The 15,538-nt window shown below is 50.9% G+C and carries 17 protein-coding genes; all 17 read left to right on the top strand.

Annotated features, from left to right (window positions below; genetic code table 11):
• Positions 1-9 precede the first annotated feature (9 nt).
• The 17 genes from nuoI to pgsA all read left to right on the top strand — a co-directional run bounded on the left by nuoI (position 10) and on the right by pgsA (position 15,469).
• Positions 10-429 (top strand): NADH-quinone oxidoreductase subunit NuoI, encoded by a 420-nt coding sequence (gene nuoI, locus J2S00_RS10890; protein ID WP_307339375.1) that lies wholly within the window; start codon positions 10-12, stop codon positions 427-429.
• Positions 426-950: an NADH-quinone oxidoreductase subunit J gene (locus J2S00_RS10895; protein ID WP_307339377.1), complete on the top strand. Its 525-nt coding sequence runs from the start codon at positions 426-428 to the stop codon at positions 948-950. The genes nuoI and J2S00_RS10895 overlap by 4 nt, the downstream gene beginning before the upstream one ends.
• On the top strand, positions 943-1,257 hold the full coding sequence (gene nuoK / locus J2S00_RS10900; protein WP_307339379.1) for an NADH-quinone oxidoreductase subunit NuoK: 315 nt from the start codon (positions 943-945) through the stop codon (positions 1,255-1,257). Before J2S00_RS10895 ends, nuoK begins: the two co-directional genes overlap by 8 nt.
• 14 nt (positions 1,258-1,271) lie before the next feature.
• Positions 1,272-3,146 (top strand): NADH-quinone oxidoreductase subunit L, encoded by a 1,875-nt coding sequence (nuoL, locus tag J2S00_RS10905; RefSeq protein ID WP_307339382.1) that lies wholly within the window; start codon positions 1,272-1,274, stop codon positions 3,144-3,146.
• On the top strand, positions 3,146-4,651 hold the full coding sequence (locus tag J2S00_RS10910) for a complex I subunit 4 family protein (RefSeq protein WP_307339384.1): 1,506 nt from the start codon (positions 3,146-3,148) through the stop codon (positions 4,649-4,651). The genes nuoL and J2S00_RS10910 overlap by 1 nt, the downstream gene beginning before the upstream one ends.
• 6 nt (positions 4,652-4,657) lie before the next feature.
• Positions 4,658-6,211: an NADH-quinone oxidoreductase subunit NuoN gene (nuoN, locus tag J2S00_RS10915; protein WP_307339388.1), complete on the top strand. Its 1,554-nt coding sequence runs from the start codon at positions 4,658-4,660 to the stop codon at positions 6,209-6,211.
• Between the two features lie 114 nt (positions 6,212-6,325).
• A complete protein-coding gene (locus J2S00_RS10920) occupies positions 6,326-6,565 on the top strand; it encodes a DUF1146 family protein (RefSeq protein WP_307339390.1) in 240 nt (79 codons plus the stop codon).
• Between the two features lie 87 nt (positions 6,566-6,652).
• On the top strand, positions 6,653-7,453 hold the full coding sequence (locus J2S00_RS10925) for a YwmB family TATA-box binding protein (RefSeq protein ID WP_307339393.1): 801 nt from the start codon (positions 6,653-6,655) through the stop codon (positions 7,451-7,453).
• 51 nt (positions 7,454-7,504) lie between these two features.
• Complete coding sequence (gene murA, locus J2S00_RS10930; RefSeq protein ID WP_307339396.1) at positions 7,505-8,833, top strand: UDP-N-acetylglucosamine 1-carboxyvinyltransferase; 1,329 nt, start codon at positions 7,505-7,507, stop codon at positions 8,831-8,833.
• A gap of 178 nt (positions 8,834-9,011) precedes the next feature.
• A complete protein-coding gene (gene spoIID, locus J2S00_RS10935; protein ID WP_307339399.1) occupies positions 9,012-10,022 on the top strand; it encodes a stage II sporulation protein D in 1,011 nt (336 codons plus the stop codon).
• A 49-nt stretch (positions 10,023-10,071) separates the two neighbouring features.
• Entirely contained in the window at positions 10,072-10,974 is a 903-nt protein-coding gene (locus tag J2S00_RS10940; RefSeq protein ID WP_307339402.1) for a M23 family metallopeptidase, read from the top strand.
• Positions 10,975-11,175: 201 nt separating this feature from the next.
• Positions 11,176-11,496 (top strand): sporulation transcriptional regulator SpoIIID, encoded by a 321-nt coding sequence (gene spoIIID, locus J2S00_RS10945; protein ID WP_307339404.1) that lies wholly within the window; start codon positions 11,176-11,178, stop codon positions 11,494-11,496.
• A gap of 157 nt (positions 11,497-11,653) precedes the next feature.
• Entirely contained in the window at positions 11,654-12,655 is a 1,002-nt protein-coding gene (locus J2S00_RS10950; protein WP_307339407.1) for a rod shape-determining protein, read from the top strand.
• Positions 12,656-12,693: 38 nt separating this feature from the next.
• On the top strand, positions 12,694-13,644 hold the full coding sequence (locus tag J2S00_RS10955; RefSeq protein WP_307339409.1) for a flagellar hook-basal body protein: 951 nt from the start codon (positions 12,694-12,696) through the stop codon (positions 13,642-13,644).
• A gap of 44 nt (positions 13,645-13,688) precedes the next feature.
• The gene (locus tag J2S00_RS10960) at positions 13,689-14,549 is read left to right on the top strand and encodes a flagellar hook-basal body protein (RefSeq protein ID WP_307339412.1); all 861 of its coding nucleotides are present in this window, start codon (positions 13,689-13,691) and stop codon (positions 14,547-14,549) included.
• A gap of 24 nt (positions 14,550-14,573) precedes the next feature.
• A complete protein-coding gene (locus J2S00_RS10965) occupies positions 14,574-14,837 on the top strand; it encodes a DNA-directed RNA polymerase subunit beta (RefSeq protein WP_307339415.1) in 264 nt (87 codons plus the stop codon).
• A gap of 95 nt (positions 14,838-14,932) precedes the next feature.
• On the top strand, positions 14,933-15,469 hold the full coding sequence (gene pgsA, locus J2S00_RS10970) for a CDP-diacylglycerol--glycerol-3-phosphate 3-phosphatidyltransferase (RefSeq protein WP_307339418.1): 537 nt from the start codon (positions 14,933-14,935) through the stop codon (positions 15,467-15,469).
• Positions 15,470-15,538 lie beyond the last annotated feature (69 nt).

Here is a 15,538-nt window from a genome sequence, read left to right on the forward strand (position 1 = left end):
TGTGATCACATGTTAGGCTTAACCAAGGGATTAGCCTATACCTTAAAACAAATGGGGAAAAAGCAAGTCACCTATGACTATCCCCAGGAACCACTGGATGTGCCTGACCGTTTCCGGGGCATTCAAACCTTTTATCCTGAAAAGTGCATCGTGTGTAACCAATGTGCAGCCATCTGTCCGACCGACTGTATCCAATTAACTGGCAAACCCCATCCCGATCCCAACAACAAGAAAAAGATCATTGACACCTACGACATTAATTTTGAAATCTGTATTTTGTGTGATCTGTGTACAGAAGTGTGCCCCACGGAAGCGATCGTCATGTCCAACAACTTCGAGCTGGCTGAATACAGCCGTGACGAATTGTTTAAGGATTTGGACTGGCTGAATGAAAACAGAAAGAATGTGAGAGAGGTGAACAAGCCGTGAGCGGAGAGGTGATCGCCTTTCTCATTCTGTCCCTGATCACCATCAGCGGTGCCGTGTTCATGCTCAACCTGCGCAAAGTGGTGCACATGGTGGTGGCCCTGGCTTTTACTTTTATCAGTATCGCCGGCTTGTTCGTCCTCCTGGAGGCTGAGTTTATCGCTGCAGCCCAGGTGCTGATCTATGCCGGAGCCGTGACGATCATTATGCTGTTCGGCATTATGCTGACCCGGCATGATGATCACGATGAAACGCGCCGTCCGGCCCACAAATGGCTGGCCGGACTGGCCGTGGCTGTTTTTTTTGTACTGGCTATGGCCGTGATTAACACCATGGACTGGGTCCCGGCTGATGCGCATCTATTCGAAAACAATACGGAACAAATCGGGATTCAATTGTTTGCCAAATATGTGATTCCCTTTGAGCTGACTTCCATCGTGCTGCTCGTGGCTCTGGTGGGGGCGGTTATTTTGGCCCGCAACGATGAGCAGAGCGCCGGGAAAGAAGGTGAACGGTATGAGTAGCATCCCCTTGGCCTGGTACCTGGGCGTGGCACTCGTCCTGTTTTGTCTGGGACTATACGGGGCGCTGACGAAACGGAATACGGTCATTGTCCTGATTTGTATTGAGCTGATGCTTAATGCGGTTAATATTAACTTGATTGCCTTCAGCAAACTGGGCATGCATCCGGACATTGCCGGGCAGGTGTTTACCGTGTTTACGATTACAGTGGCTGCAGCTGAAGTGGCTGTCGGCATCGCCATCCTGATTGCCTTATTCCGCAACCGCCGGACGGTCAATATTGACGAAGTGAACGTGCTGAAGCGATAGGGGGGAGAATGTCCATGATCGAAAATGTGTGGTTAATCCCGCTCTTTCCGCTCGCCGCCTTTTTGATCCTTCTCTTTTTCGGACGCTGGTTGAAGGAAGGCTCGGCCTGGGTCGGTGTGGCTTTTATGCTGGGTTCGTTTATCGTGGCTGCCATGACCCTGTTGGAGCGGTTGAAACTGGATCATGTGGAACCGGTGGTATTTGAATGGTTCGCTATTGGGGACCGCATCATTACCATGGGATATGATGTCACCCCATTAAATGCGCTGATGTTGTTTATTGTGACATTGGTTAGTCTGTTGGTACATATTTATGCCCGCGGTTATATGGAAGGAGACGACCGCATCGCTGTTTTTTACTCCTATCTGGCGTTATTCACCTTTTCCATGCTGGGCTTGGTCATTTCTCCCAACCTGCTGCAGGTGTATATATTCTGGGAATTGGTTGGTGTCTGCTCCTTCTTGCTGGTCGGTTTTTATTTTTACAAACCGGAAGCAAGGGCTGCAGCCAAAAAGGCGTTCATTATGACGCGCATTGGTGATGTAGGCCTGTTTGTGGCCATTATTTTGCTGTTCTGGCAGGTGGGCAGCTTTGAGTACAACGCCATTTTTGACGCGGTGCAAAACAATGAGCTGGCCCCTGGGATGATCACGTTAACCGCCATTCTCATTTTTGTCGGTGCCATCGGCAAGTCGGGCCAGTTTCCCTTACACTCCTGGCTGCCCGATGCCATGGAAGGTCCTACGCCAGTCAGTGCTTTGATTCACGCCGCTACCATGGTGGCCGCCGGTGTGTATCTGGTTGCCGCTTTGTTCCCGCTGTTTAGCGCGTCGCCGCTGGCCATGGATGTGGTTGCCTATGTGGGGGCCTTTACGGCCATCTTTGCTGCCTCCATCGGTCTGGTACAAAACGACATTAAGCGGGTCCTGGCTTATTCCACGGTCAGCCAGCTGGGCTATATGATGCTGGCTCTGGGTGCAGCCGGTTATGTGGCCGGTGTATTCCACCTGATGACCCATGCCTTTTTCAAGGCGTTGCTCTTCTTGGCTGCCGGAAGTGTGATCCATGCCGTGCACAGCCAGGATATCCGGCACATGGGCGGGCTGTTTGGGCGGATGAAAATCACCGGCACACTCTTTTTGATCGGTTGTTTGGCCATTGCCGGTATTCCGCCTTTGTCCGGATTCTTCTCCAAGGAGGAGATTTTGCTCACGGCCTGGGCAGACGGACGGTTTGGCGTATTCTGGGTGGCTGTCCTGACCGCCTTCATGACCGCGTTTTATATGTTCCGTTTATTCTTTATGGTCTTTACCGGGTCCCCGCGCAATCTGGAGTTAAGCAAAGCCCACGAATCACCCGTGGTGATGACCTTGCCCATGATCGTGCTGGGCGTGCTCTCTGTTTTTGGCGGTTTTGTGCATACCCATTGGACCGGCACCTATTTGGGAGAGTGGCTGATGAGCGGTCCGGCCTTCACCTACGGCATACTGCCCCACAGTGAAACGTGGATCTTGCTCGTTGCGCTCTTGGTTTCCTTGGCCGGGATCGGCTTAGCCTACCTGATGTACCTCAAACAGTCCGTCTCAGCTGAAAAGCTGGCGGAGAACTTCCCCGGAGCGTACCGCACCTTGCTGAACAAGTATTATGTGGATGAAGCGTACCAAGCCACCTTTGTCAATGGCTTAAAAGGTTTGAGCCGCTTGCTCTCCTACTTTGACCGCTACGTGGTGGAAGGTGTTGTCCGCCTGGCTGCCTGGACGGCGAGAGCAGTTGGAGCGCTTGGCGCTAACATGCAAAACGGACAGGTGCAAACTTACGGGGTGACGGTCATCTTTGGCCTTGTGGTCATCATTCTTGCATTTCTGTTGACAGGGGGGTATGTGGGATAATGGAAAACATGTTGTTGACGTGGTTAGTCTTCTCCCCTCTGTTAGGGATTGTGTTCCTGCTGTTTGTGAACAGAGAGAATGAGGGATTGATCAAAACGATTGGGATTATGGGCACCCTGATTCCACTGGCTTTATCTCTCATTCTGCTCAGTTTCTTTGATTTTAACCAAGAGGGCTACCAGCTGACTCACAGCGTGCCCTGGATCCAGTTCAGTTTACCTGGCATCGGCCAGATGCTCCAGATCAATTATGAGCTGGGTGTAGACGGTATGTCCGTGGCCTTTATGGTACTGACCACGGTGATCAGTACCTTGGCTGCTGTAGGCTCTCTCTATATAAAGCAGCGTTGGAAAGAATACTTTATCCTCTTTTTCCTGCTCATGACCGGTATGCTGGGCGTGTTCGCCTCCATGAATCTGTTCCTGTTCTTTATTTTCTTTGAGCTGACTATTATCCCCATGTTTTTCCTGATCGGGATTTGGGGTTATGTGGAACGGGAACGTGCTGCTTACCACTTTTTACTGTATAACGGCATCGGCTCGGCTGTGATGTTGGTGGCCTTTGTGGTGTTGTTTATGAATCTGGGTACACTACATATCCCCACTTTGAGCGAATGGCTGGCCAGTCCATTTATTCCGCAAGGATTTGCCAGCGGCTTGTTCCTGGCTTTGCTGTTTGCTTTTGGAGTGAAGCTGCCTGTCTTTCCGCTCCATTCCTGGATGCTAAAAGTGCACGTGCAGGCCCCGCCGGCCATTGTCATGATTCACTCCGGTGTGCTGTTAAAGCTGGGGGCTTACGGTTTGATCCGCCTTAACATGGGCCTGTTTCCGGCCCAGGTCGAGCAGTTTGCCTACTTTATCGCCCTGTTGGGTGTGATCAACATCTTGTATGGGGCTGTGCTGGCTTTCCGCCAAAAAGATTTGAAGCTGGTGATGGCTTACTCCAGTGTGTCCCACATGGGAATCGTGCTGTTAGGGATTGCGGCCATGAATTACAGCGGCTTGCAGGGAGCTATTTTCCAATCGGTCTCCCACGGCCTGATTTCGGCCCTGTTGTTCTTTATCATTGCTGCCATCTATGAACGAACCAACACTTCTATGATCCCTGAACTGGGAGGACTTGCCAAAAACATGCCGGTCATCTGCGGTGCCTTTCTGGCGGCCGGCATGGCCAACCTGGGTTTGCCGGGCATGAGCGGCTTTATTAGTGAATTCCTTGCCTTTGTGGGCATCTTCAACACCTATCCGGCTTTGGCCGCTGTTGGGGTGCTGGGCATTATCCTGACCGCTGTCTATGTACTCAGGGCTGTGCTCTCTACCACTTTCGGCCCGGCTAAAGAACAGTGGGCTGAGCTTAAAGATGTCCGTGGTTTTGAATATGTCCCTATTACAGTGTTGCTGGGGCTGATTATCTTAATCGGGGTGTACCCGGGTTTGTTGGGAGAAACGATTCATTTCTCCGTGGAAACCATTGTGCACGGCCTGATGGCTAGGATAGGGGGGTAAAACAATATGGATCTGGAGACGTTATTAAGTTACCCATGGCGGATCATGCTGCCCGAGTTCACTATCCTAGGAGTGGCAACATTAATCTCCTTATTGGATCTGTTCATGAAGGAAAAAGTGGATCGCAAAGTGCTGGCCTGGATTGCCCTGGGCGGGATCGGGCTGGCCCTCTTCTTCCTTGTGCTGAACACCGGTCAGCCCGTGCAGGAAATCTTGTATGAAACCTACCGCTTGGACGGCTTTGCCAATGCGTTTAAGTTTATCTTCCTGGTTGGAGCTGCCCTGATCTTCATCACGTCCTTTGACTATGTCAACCGTAAGGACGTGCCTTATGAAGGGGAGTTTTACTACTTGATCCTGACGGCAGCGTTAGGGGCCATGATTGTGGCTTCTTCCGCCGACATGATCACCCTGTTTGTCGGCTTGGAGCTCTTGTCCATTTCCTCGTACATTCTCGTGGCCGTGCGCAAGCACAATCTGGCCGCCAATGAGTCGGCCATGAAATACGTCATTTCCGGGGCAATCGCCACGGCCATCATGCTGTTTGGCATGTCCTACATTTACGGTTTGACGGGCACCACCAATCTGTTTGAGATTCAGGAGCGTTTGTCTGTCGCTGCATTAGGCGGCTATCTGCCTGTGATCTACTTTGCCTTTTTTGTCACCTTTGTGGGCATGGCGTTTAAACTGGCGGTGGTTCCTTATCATATGTGGGCCCCGGATGTGTACCAAGGGGCGCCGACACCGATTACTGCCTTCTTGTCAGTCGTCTCCAAAGCAGCTGGTTTTGCCCTCGTGCTGCGTTTCTTCCTGGTCACCATGGCCGGGGTGGTTGATGTGGAGCAAAGCCAGCAGGCCGGAACCTATATCTTTGCCCTGATGAACGTGGAACTGATCATGGCCATAGTGGCCGCGCTATCGATGATTATCGGCAACACATTGGCTCTGCGTCAGACTAACATTAAGCGTCTGTTTGCCTACTCCAGCATCGCCCAGGCCGGCTATATCCTGGTGCCTTTTGCAGTGGGCGCTCACCTCTTGTATTTTACCGAGCCCAATATGGTCTTCAGCACGGCACTGTTTTATCTGGCGGCCTATCTGCTGATGAACCTGGGCGCCTTTAGTGTGATCCAACTGGTGATCAAAGAGACCGGCACGGAAGATATCCGCGGTTTTGCCGGTCTGTATCAGCGGGCCCCGTTCAAGGCTGTGGCCATGACGGTCTTTCTGGCCTCCCTGGCTGGTATTCCCCTCACCGCCGGTTTTATTGGCAAATACTATATCCTGATGGGCGCGGTGAGTGCCGGGTTGATCTGGCTTGCCGTTGTGATGTTGATAACCACCGTCATTTCCTATTATTATTACTTTGGTGTGATCAGCCAGATGTATATGCGCGAGCCGGGGAATCATGCTGCTTTGCCAACCCCTGTTGGTATTGGGGCTGTGTTGGTGTTCTGCATCACTGGCACCATCTTGCTGGGCATCTTGCCTGGCCTGGCCCTGGATGTGATCCAGACGCATTTCAACTTTGTAGAGATTTTTATACCTGCTAACGGCTAGAATGAGAGGGGCATGACCTGACTGAGGTTTGTGCCTGTGTGAACAACTGCTGTTTGAACCCTAACTCCATGGCTGGGTTAGGGTTTTGCAAACTCTAAAGGAGTGAGCAAATTGTTGGAAACTCCCACCTTTTTGGGTGTACAGGCCTTAATCAACATGATCTTAACCCTGGCATTGATCACAGTGAGCTGGTGGGCCTTGCAATGCATTAAACTGGATTTGTTTGTCCGGGATATAAACGGCCCGCAGGCCAAAATATTGCAAGTGGCTGTGGCCATCGCTCTGGGCTATCTCTTGGCCAGCTTCTTTATTGACTACATGCAGTGGACCAACTGGCTGCGCTACCTGTTCTAAGTGTCGAAAAAAGACAGATTTTTTCACGTATCCCTCTTTCCAGGCTGGACACAATGGTAATAAACGATCTAAAAGGAGAGAGAACAAATGCGGTTGTCCTGGGGAGAGGGTATTTTAGGTCTGATGGCTTTCATATTGCTTCTGTTCTGGTGGCCTGATGATTCACACATTGATGCCCTGACGCGTACAATACAGGGAAACGATCATTTTGTTCACACCATTGCCCAACCGACACAACAGATGGCCGCTATGCTGGCCGACAAACCGGTCGCCTTAACAGAATGGACGGTGTACTGGAGAGGAGCCCTCACCGCACAGGAAGAGGAAGAGTGGCGCATCCGCCTTACCCAACACGGGTTCACACTGGACGAAACCATCACCACTGATCACCGGCACGGAAACCCTGTCTTGACCGAGCACTGGACCAAAGCAGAGAACGGGTTCCTTCACCACCTGCAGTTGATTAGCAACCCCCATGAAACAGGCCAACCCGCGAAGTATATTTATGTGTGGTCAGGCAGCACCGATCTTGATCACCTGTGGCTTGAAGAACTGGAAGTCATTGTTGGGATCTATTTTACCCATTTGAAAAATTTCCCTGAAAGTTTTTCTTGTTTGGAAGCGGTCGCGGATGATAGACTAAAAGATGGCTTGTTAGATCAACGTGTCCTAGAGCAGTGGTTAACACATGACTTCCAAGCTGATGTGATTCATAAGCTTGTGGAGGATCAGTTTATCAGCCTCAATGGCTATGTTGCAACCTGGGACCATGTCCTCTATTCTGCCAACCAACAAAAAATCAATGTTCAACTTTCTGCCCGATATAATGCCCTTGAAGACACCACGCGCATCACACTCGGGTACCCACTCATCTTAACAGCCCATTAGCGATTCAACACATCCGAATCAAACACAGAAATTTGCGGAGGGGAACGACCAGTGGAAAAAATTGTTGTTTGTGGGGGTAAGCCTCTAACAGGACGAATTCGTGTCAGCGGGGCCAAAAACGCAGTACTTCCTGTTATTGCTGCCTCTATTCTGGGAGAAAAAGGAACCAGTGTGATTGACGACGTCCCCGCTCTGGACGACGTGTTCACCATTATTAATGTGTTAAGGCATCTTAATATTCAGGTTAAGTATAAAAAAGGTAAATTATACATTGATGCCACCAAGGATTTGGGAACCGAAGCCCCTTATGAATATGTACGCAAAATGAGAGCGTCTGTGCTTGTGATGGGCCCCTTGCTGGCCCGCACAGGCCGGGCACAGGTGGCTCTGCCGGGAGGATGTGCCATCGGCTCCCGTCCCATTGACCAGCATCTCAAAGGGTTTGAGGCACTGGGAGCCACGATCAATATTGGCAATGGCTATGTGGAAGCGTCAGTGGACGGACGCTTGCAGGGTAAAAATATTTACCTGGATATACCCAGTGTGGGAGCTACGGAAAACATTATGATGGCTGCAACTTTGGCCCAAGGTGTAACCGTTATTGAAAACGCGGCTGAAGAACCGGAGATTGTGGATCTGGCCAACTATCTCAATGCTATGGGAGCCCGCATTGAAGGCGCCGGAACAGGCACGATCCGCATTGAAGGTGTGCAAAGCTTGCAAGGGGCAGCCCATACCGTGATCCCTGACCGCATTGAAGCGGGGACATACATGATTGCCGCTGCCATTACCCGCAGCAAACTGTTTATTGAAGGGGCAGTCCCCCGCCATCTAAATCCGTTGATCTCCAAATTAGCGGACATGGGAGCTGAAGTAACCATCATGGATGGCGGTATTCAAGTGGATGCCCGTCATAAAACATTGACTGCCGTGGATGTGAAAACAATGCCCCATCCCGGTTTTCCCACTGATCTCCAGCCGCAGATGATGGCCCTGTTACTGACTGCCAAAGGGAACAGTGTGGTCACGGAATCCGTCTTTGAAAACCGCTTCATGCACGTGGAAGAGCTGAAACGGATGAACGCCACTATCAAGATTGAAGGGCGGTCCGCTATCCTAGAGGGAGCAGCCAAACTGCAGGGGACCAAGGTGACTGCTTCCGACTTGCGGGCCGGAGCAGCTTTGATCCTGGCCGGTTTGGTGGCGGAAGGTGAAACGGAGATTTTTGGGCTGCATCATATTGACCGGGGTTATGAAGATATTGTGGGCAAACTCGTGGCTTGCGGAGCGGATATTATGCGCTTCAATGCAGCAGGCGAGGAAATCAACCAGCCCCAATTGGCTGCCATCAAATGGAAAGCACAGGCTTCGTATGCATAATGAAAAAAGCAGTTGAGCGGTCATGCTTAACTGCTTTTTATAATTTCTGGCATAAACCGTCCCTCGCTCCCATAAGATGTATTGTAGGCCAGGAAGGACAACCTTCCAGATGGACAAGACCACAAACTGGACCAGACAAACTTGACACAAACTTACACAGGTGGGAGTGAGACAAACCGTGCGAACAGTATTGATCATCAGTCTTGGATTACTGATTGTACTCCTCATTGTGCCCAGTGTGGTGGCCCAATTTATACCTCACGGGTCTGGACAAGCTGCCGGAGAGATCGTGCAGCTAGAGCAGCCTGATCCCAGTGAAACACCAGGACCAGAGATTATGGTGCGCGTCTATCGCACCGCCACCAAAACCATTGAGAAAGTGCCTTTGGAAGAATATGTGCGCGGGGTGGTGGCTTCTGAAATGCCCCATGATTTCGAACTGGAAGCCCTGAAAGCCCAGGCTATGGCGGCCCGCACCTACATTATCCGCCGTATGATGAAAAAAGATTTCAGCGACACACCGGAAGGGGCCGATGTGCGTGATGATGTGGGTCACCAAGTGTATAAAAACGAAGAAGAATTACGCCGGCAATGGGGCAAAGCCTACCCGCACAAGATCAGCCGCATCAACCAGGCGGTTAATGAAACAAGAGGCAAAGTGATTACCTACAACGGCAAACCGATCGATGCCACCTTTTTCTCCACCAGCAACGGTTATACAGAGAACGCGGAAGATTACTGGGGCCAGGAAATCCCTTATTTGAAAAGTGTCAACAGCCCCTGGGACAAAGATTCTCCCCGTTTCCGGGAAGAGATTCGCCTCAGCTTAGCGGAGTTTCAGCATAAACTGGGTGTAGAGTTGTCCGTGCCCGTCTCCAGCGGCCAGCCCTTTGCCGAGATTGTCTCCCGCAGTGAAGGCCAGCGGGTGACAGAGGTGCAGGTGGGTGACAAGACTTTTACAGGACGGGAAATCCGGGAACTATTAGGACTGCCCTCCTCAGATTTTAACTGGAGCTTAGCAGGCAACGAAGTGGTGATCACTACCACCGGTTACGGTCACGGGGTGGGCATGAGCCAGTACGGTGCCAACGGCATGGCGGCTGAAGGTCATACAGCGGAAGAGATTGTCAAGTATTATTACCGGGATGTCGCTGTTGAAGATTACCGCCAGTGGATTGTGAAAAAGTAAATTCAATAACAGATGCATCGAACAAAATATTGGGGGTAAACTAAAAAATTTGCCTCAGCAACGTATAAAGCGGCTAAAAATGGCAAGAATGGTTGCTGAGGTGATGAAAATGAAAGAAGACCAAAATCAAAACCAATTGTCTTCTCAACGTGAAGAAGAGACACCTATTCCTTCTTCACCCTGGAAAAAACTGATGAAAAAGAAATGGTTTTTTCCGGCCGTCTACTTAGCGGCAGCAGCCCTCATCCTTGCGCTTATCACCTGGTATCAGAACAACAACTTGGACTACGCCATCGATCCTGACGACCTGTATGACTCCGTCGGCTATGAAAACGAAGGAGAAACAGGAGAAGGTGTGAGTGATGAGGATGCTAACCTGGATCCTGACGCACTGCCTGTGACTGGCGGGCCGGAAGAGATGATCTGGCCTGTGGCTGTTGGTGACGATATCCAAGTGGTCCTCGGCTTCTTTGACGATGAAGCCAGTGAAGAGGAACAGTTGAACGCCATGGTCCAGTACGAGCGTTCCTTCCACCCCAACCAGGGTATTGACTTTGCCCACAAGGACGGGGAAACCTTTGATGTGGTGGCCGCTTTGTCCGGTACAGTGCTCCAAGCCGATAAAGACCCTCTGGTCGGCTACTTTGTAGAATTGGAGCATGAGGACGGATTGGTAACCGTCTATCAAGGCTTGGAGGATGTGCAGGTAAGCGAAGGTGACCAGGTGAAGCAAGGTGATTTGCTTGGACGTGCTGGACGCAGTATTTTTAAGCAAGATTTGGGTGTACACGTCCACTTCCAGGTCAAAGAAAATGGTGTTCCGGTCAACCCCTATGCTTTTCTGTCTGAGCTGACCGACACCGAGGAAACGGAAGAAGAAGCCCGGTCTGAAGAAACAGATGCGGAAGATGACGCAGCTGAACAAACAGCTGAACAAGAAGATGATGAATAAACAAGTCAACAGTTTCTAGTGTGACTCCCCCTTAACCATAGAGAAGCCTGAGAAAGCCTCCCAGCTGTGGGACAAGCTTTTTCAGGCTATTTTTTGTGATAAAAAAATGATCTTTTTAGCTTGTCAGGCTTGGAATTAAAGCATATCTCCCTTTTTTGGCCAATATAATGTATCAGATTAAAAGTACAGGAGGCGAGGGGAGTGCACGATTACATCAAAGAGCGAACCTTGAAAATCGGGCTGCACATTGTTGAGACCAGAGCCACGGTTCGCAAAATTGCCAAAGAATTTGGTGTATCCAAAAGCACAGTGCACAAAGATCTAACCGAGCGACTGCCCGAAATCAATCCGGAACTGGCCAACGAAGTGAAAAAGATCCTGGAATATCACAAGTCGGTGCGCCATTTGCGTGGAGGGGAAGCGACCAAGATCAAGTATAAGCAGGAGAAAAAACGAGAGACTAAAGGCAAAGTCACTGCCAAACAAGCTGTGGTCAAATCGAAAGCAAAAGCAGGTTCGTAACTAATCTAAAAAATTCGACGCAAAATGGCAAATTTTTAACGTCAGAAAAAAGGATTTCCCTGATTAATTACGAAATATATATTCATACATACCAACTAAAAAATGCGACAGCGTGAGTACCAAGGTAAGTGGAATGATACAGGGAGGGCAAATGAACATGTTTAGTCGGGATATCGGAATCGATTTGGGAACGGCAAACGTGCTGATCCATATCAAGGGCAAAGGGATTGTGCTGAATGAACCGAGCGTTGTGGCCGTTGACAAAAACACAGGAAAAGTGCTGGCCGTTGGGGAAGAAGCCCGCCGGATGGTCGGACGGACACCAGGAAATATAGTAGCGACCCGTCCTTTAAAGGACGGTGTCATTGCCGATTTCGAAATAACGGAGGCCATGCTCAAACATTTCCTGCAAAAAATTGGCGTCAGAGGCTTTCTCAGCTCTCCGCGCATTTTAATCTGTTGTCCAACAAATATCACCTCTGTGGAACAAAAAGCGATTCGTGAAGCAGCAGAAAAAAGCGGAGCCAAGCGTGTCTTTTTAGAGGAAGAACCGAAAGTGGCAGCCATTGGCGCGGGCATGGACATCTTCCAACCCAGTGGAAATATGGTTGTTGATATTGGCGGTGGTACAACGGATATTGCCGTACTCTCCATGGGAGACATTGTCACCGCCTCTTCTATCAAAATGGCAGGGGACAAGTTCGATCAAGCCATTCAACATTTTATTAAACGGAAGTACAAGCTGTTGGTTGGGGAGCGGACGGCGGAAGATGTGAAACACCAGATTGCTACTGTATTTCCTGCTGCTCGTCAGGAAGAAATGGACATCCGCGGGCGGGACCTTGTCTCCGGGCTGCCCAAAACGATCACCATTACCTCCAATGAGGTCTACGAGGCATTGAAAGAGTCGGTGGAATACATTGTGTCCGCTGCCAGAGGCGTGTTGGAACGGACGCCCCCGGAATTGTCAGCGGATATCATTGACAAGGGCATCATTATTACCGGCGGGGGTGCGCTCTTGCACGGCATGGACATGCTGCTGACCGAAACGTTGCAAGTGCCTGCCTTGGTTGCGGACGATCCGATGACCTGCGTCGCCCGGGGAACAGGCATGATGCTGGAAAATTTGGATCGCATCCTCAGGAAAGCACTGGTATAACTTGTGTGAACAAAAGCGAAACAAAGGGAGGAGAAATGATGTTTAAAGGTGTCTATACCGCTGCATCAGGGATGATTAGTGCTGAACGGGTGCAAGAAATGCTCAGCCACAACCTGGCCAATGCCCAGACACCGGGTTATAAACAAGATCGGACTGCCATCAGGGCCTTTCCGGAGATGCTCATGCAGCGTATCCAGGCCCAGCAGGGTACAGGCTTAAGTGGCGGCTCAGCCAGAGGGATGGGCACAGTAGGGGCAGGGCGCAGCCTGACCCCCATTGGCACGTTACATACGGGCGTCTATGCCCAGGAAGGTGTGCCTCAATTTAGCCAGGGACCCATTCAGGAGACAGGACGGACCCTGGATGTGGCCATTATTGATCAAAGTTTGCCCGCCAATCCAGAGACGGGCCGGCAGGGACAGCTCTTTTTTGCTGTGCAAGTGGGAGATGACGGTGAGATCCGCTACACCAGAAACGGCCAATTTGCGATAGATGCAGAAGGCTATCTGGTCACGCCTGAAGGGTATTACGTGTTGGATGAGGCGCTTAATCCCATCTATACCGGCAATGACCTGTTTGTGGTCACAGAAGATGGGCATATCCTCCTGGATCCCCAAGTTTTGGCCACTGGTCCCGCAGGTGTTAATCCTGAACCCCGCCTGTGGCTGGGTTATACGGAACAGCCTCACCACCTGGTCAGAGAGGGGCACGGCTTGTGGCGCTGGGCAGGAGCTGCGGGAGAAGCGGACGAGCCTTTTGCTGAACCACAACTGATCGATGCAGTCCCCTTTCTGAATGCTGCGCAGAATGGGGGCAATGTGACCTTTCGTGTTCAACAGGGTTTTATTGAACAGTCCAATGTGGATGTCAGCCAAACCATGACCCAGATGCTGATGCAGTATCGCTTATATGAAGCCAATCAAAGAGTGCTGCAAACCTATGACCGCAGCATGGAGCTGGCTGCCAACCAGATCGGCAAATTGTACTAAAGCTAGCAAATTGATGAAGATAAAAGAAGAGGAGGAGTCTTGCCATGAACCGGATCATGCTCACCTCAGCCACCTCTTTGCGCCAATTGCAGCTTAAAGTGGATACCCATGCCCACAATCTGTCCAATCTGAATACAGCGGGCTTTAAACGGAGAGAAGCCACCTTTCAGGATCTCTTAACCCAACAGATCTATAACCAGCCCCATCCCGGGCAGGAAGCGGGCCGCCTCACGCCCTACGGGGTGCGTATCGGACACGGAGTCCGCATCAGCCAAACCACCTTGCGCCCCGAGCAAGGCGGAGTCCTGGTCACGGAGCGTCCGCTGGACTTCATGATTGAAGGTCCTCACGCCTGGTTCCGCCTGGGGCACACGGCGGTCGGTGAAGCCGGTGTCGAGGCAGGGGAAGTGGTCTATACCCGGGACGGCCACTTTCAGTTGGCTCCCCATCCGGAGCTGGACGGTTTGGTCAGGGTGGTGGCTGCTGACGGCTCACCCCTCTTGGCGGCCGACGGCGGGCAGATTACATTTCCAGCCCATTATGATACAATAGAGCTCAGGGAAGATGGAACACTGTTGGCCTATCCCGCTCAAACACCACAGGAGAGCGTGGAGTACAACCTGGCTGTGGCTTATATCGACCGGCCTGACCAGCTGGTGGCCATTGGCGACAACCGCTTTCGCTGGCCTGGTGATGCGGCCGATATTGAACTGATTAACCTGGTTGAGCAAGAGCCTGGCGGGCGGACCATCCGTTTGCGCCAGGGGGCCTTGGAAACGTCCAATGTGGACCTGGCTCAAGAAATGACCCAGGTGATGGCCACCCAGCGCCTGATGCAACTGCAGGCCCGTTCCATCTCTATTGCCGATGACATGATGGGCTTGGCCAATTCAATTCGTGCATAAGCCCTTGGTGAAGGGGATATTCTAATGGGGACACAACAGGAAGGAAAACAACAGGAGGAGCAGGAGAAGAAGAAAAAAAAGCAGAAGATTATGCTGGTTAAGAAGCGCCTGTGGTGGCAGCGCATCTTACTGTTTATGGCCAAGTGGCTGTTTGTTTTCTTTTGCTTTTTTATAGCGCTAGTGGCCGGCCTGATCGTTGGTTTTGGGATATTGGGCAAGGAAGACTGGCGGCTGGTGTTGAATATTGAGACCTGGAAACACATCTACAATCTGGTTTTTAAGGAGTAAAACAGGCAGGGAGATACATATACATCTGTTAATGGGATAACTTCGGTAGCACGGCCGAAGTTTTTCTGCTATGGTGTATAGAGAGGAAGAACGCGATGAATGTACCGAACCTGATTACGGTCACCCGTTTTTTCTTCATACCGCTGTTTTGGCTCGCTTTTTTCTCCGGTGCAGAGCATGCCAACCTGCTGGCCTTTGCCGTGCTGATCCTGGCCGGTTTGAGCGATATGCTGGATGGGTACCTGGCCCGTAAAACGCAGCAAGTGACTGAAACAGGGAAATTGCTGGATCCGTTGGCTGATAAATTGATGATGATTACGGTTATTTTGGCCTTTGTCATTGACGGGCGCATTTCCTGGTTAGCGGCCGGCGTCTTTTTCATCCGGGATCTGGGTATGATCTTCGTTTCCATGTTTGTTCATTTCCGGGGCAAACGGCAAGTGCCTGCCGCCAATTGGTTTGGCAAGGCGACCACGGTGTTATACTATGTCGTCTTTTTAATGATTATGTTTCAGTTGCCGTACTATCGGGAAGGCTTGTGGATGGCCATCGGTTTTTCCATTATCACCAGCCTGGTGTATCTGTTTACCTACCTGCGCATGGATCCCAATGTGAAAAGAGCCCCCCAGTAACCACGGATGTTCACTGGGAGACTCCTTTATGTGAACCCCAACTTTCCATGGAAAGCGGGGACATTACAT

This window comes from Caldalkalibacillus uzonensis (assembly GCF_030814135.1).
Lineage (GTDB): Bacteria > Bacillota > Bacilli > Caldalkalibacillales > Caldalkalibacillaceae > Caldalkalibacillus > Caldalkalibacillus uzonensis.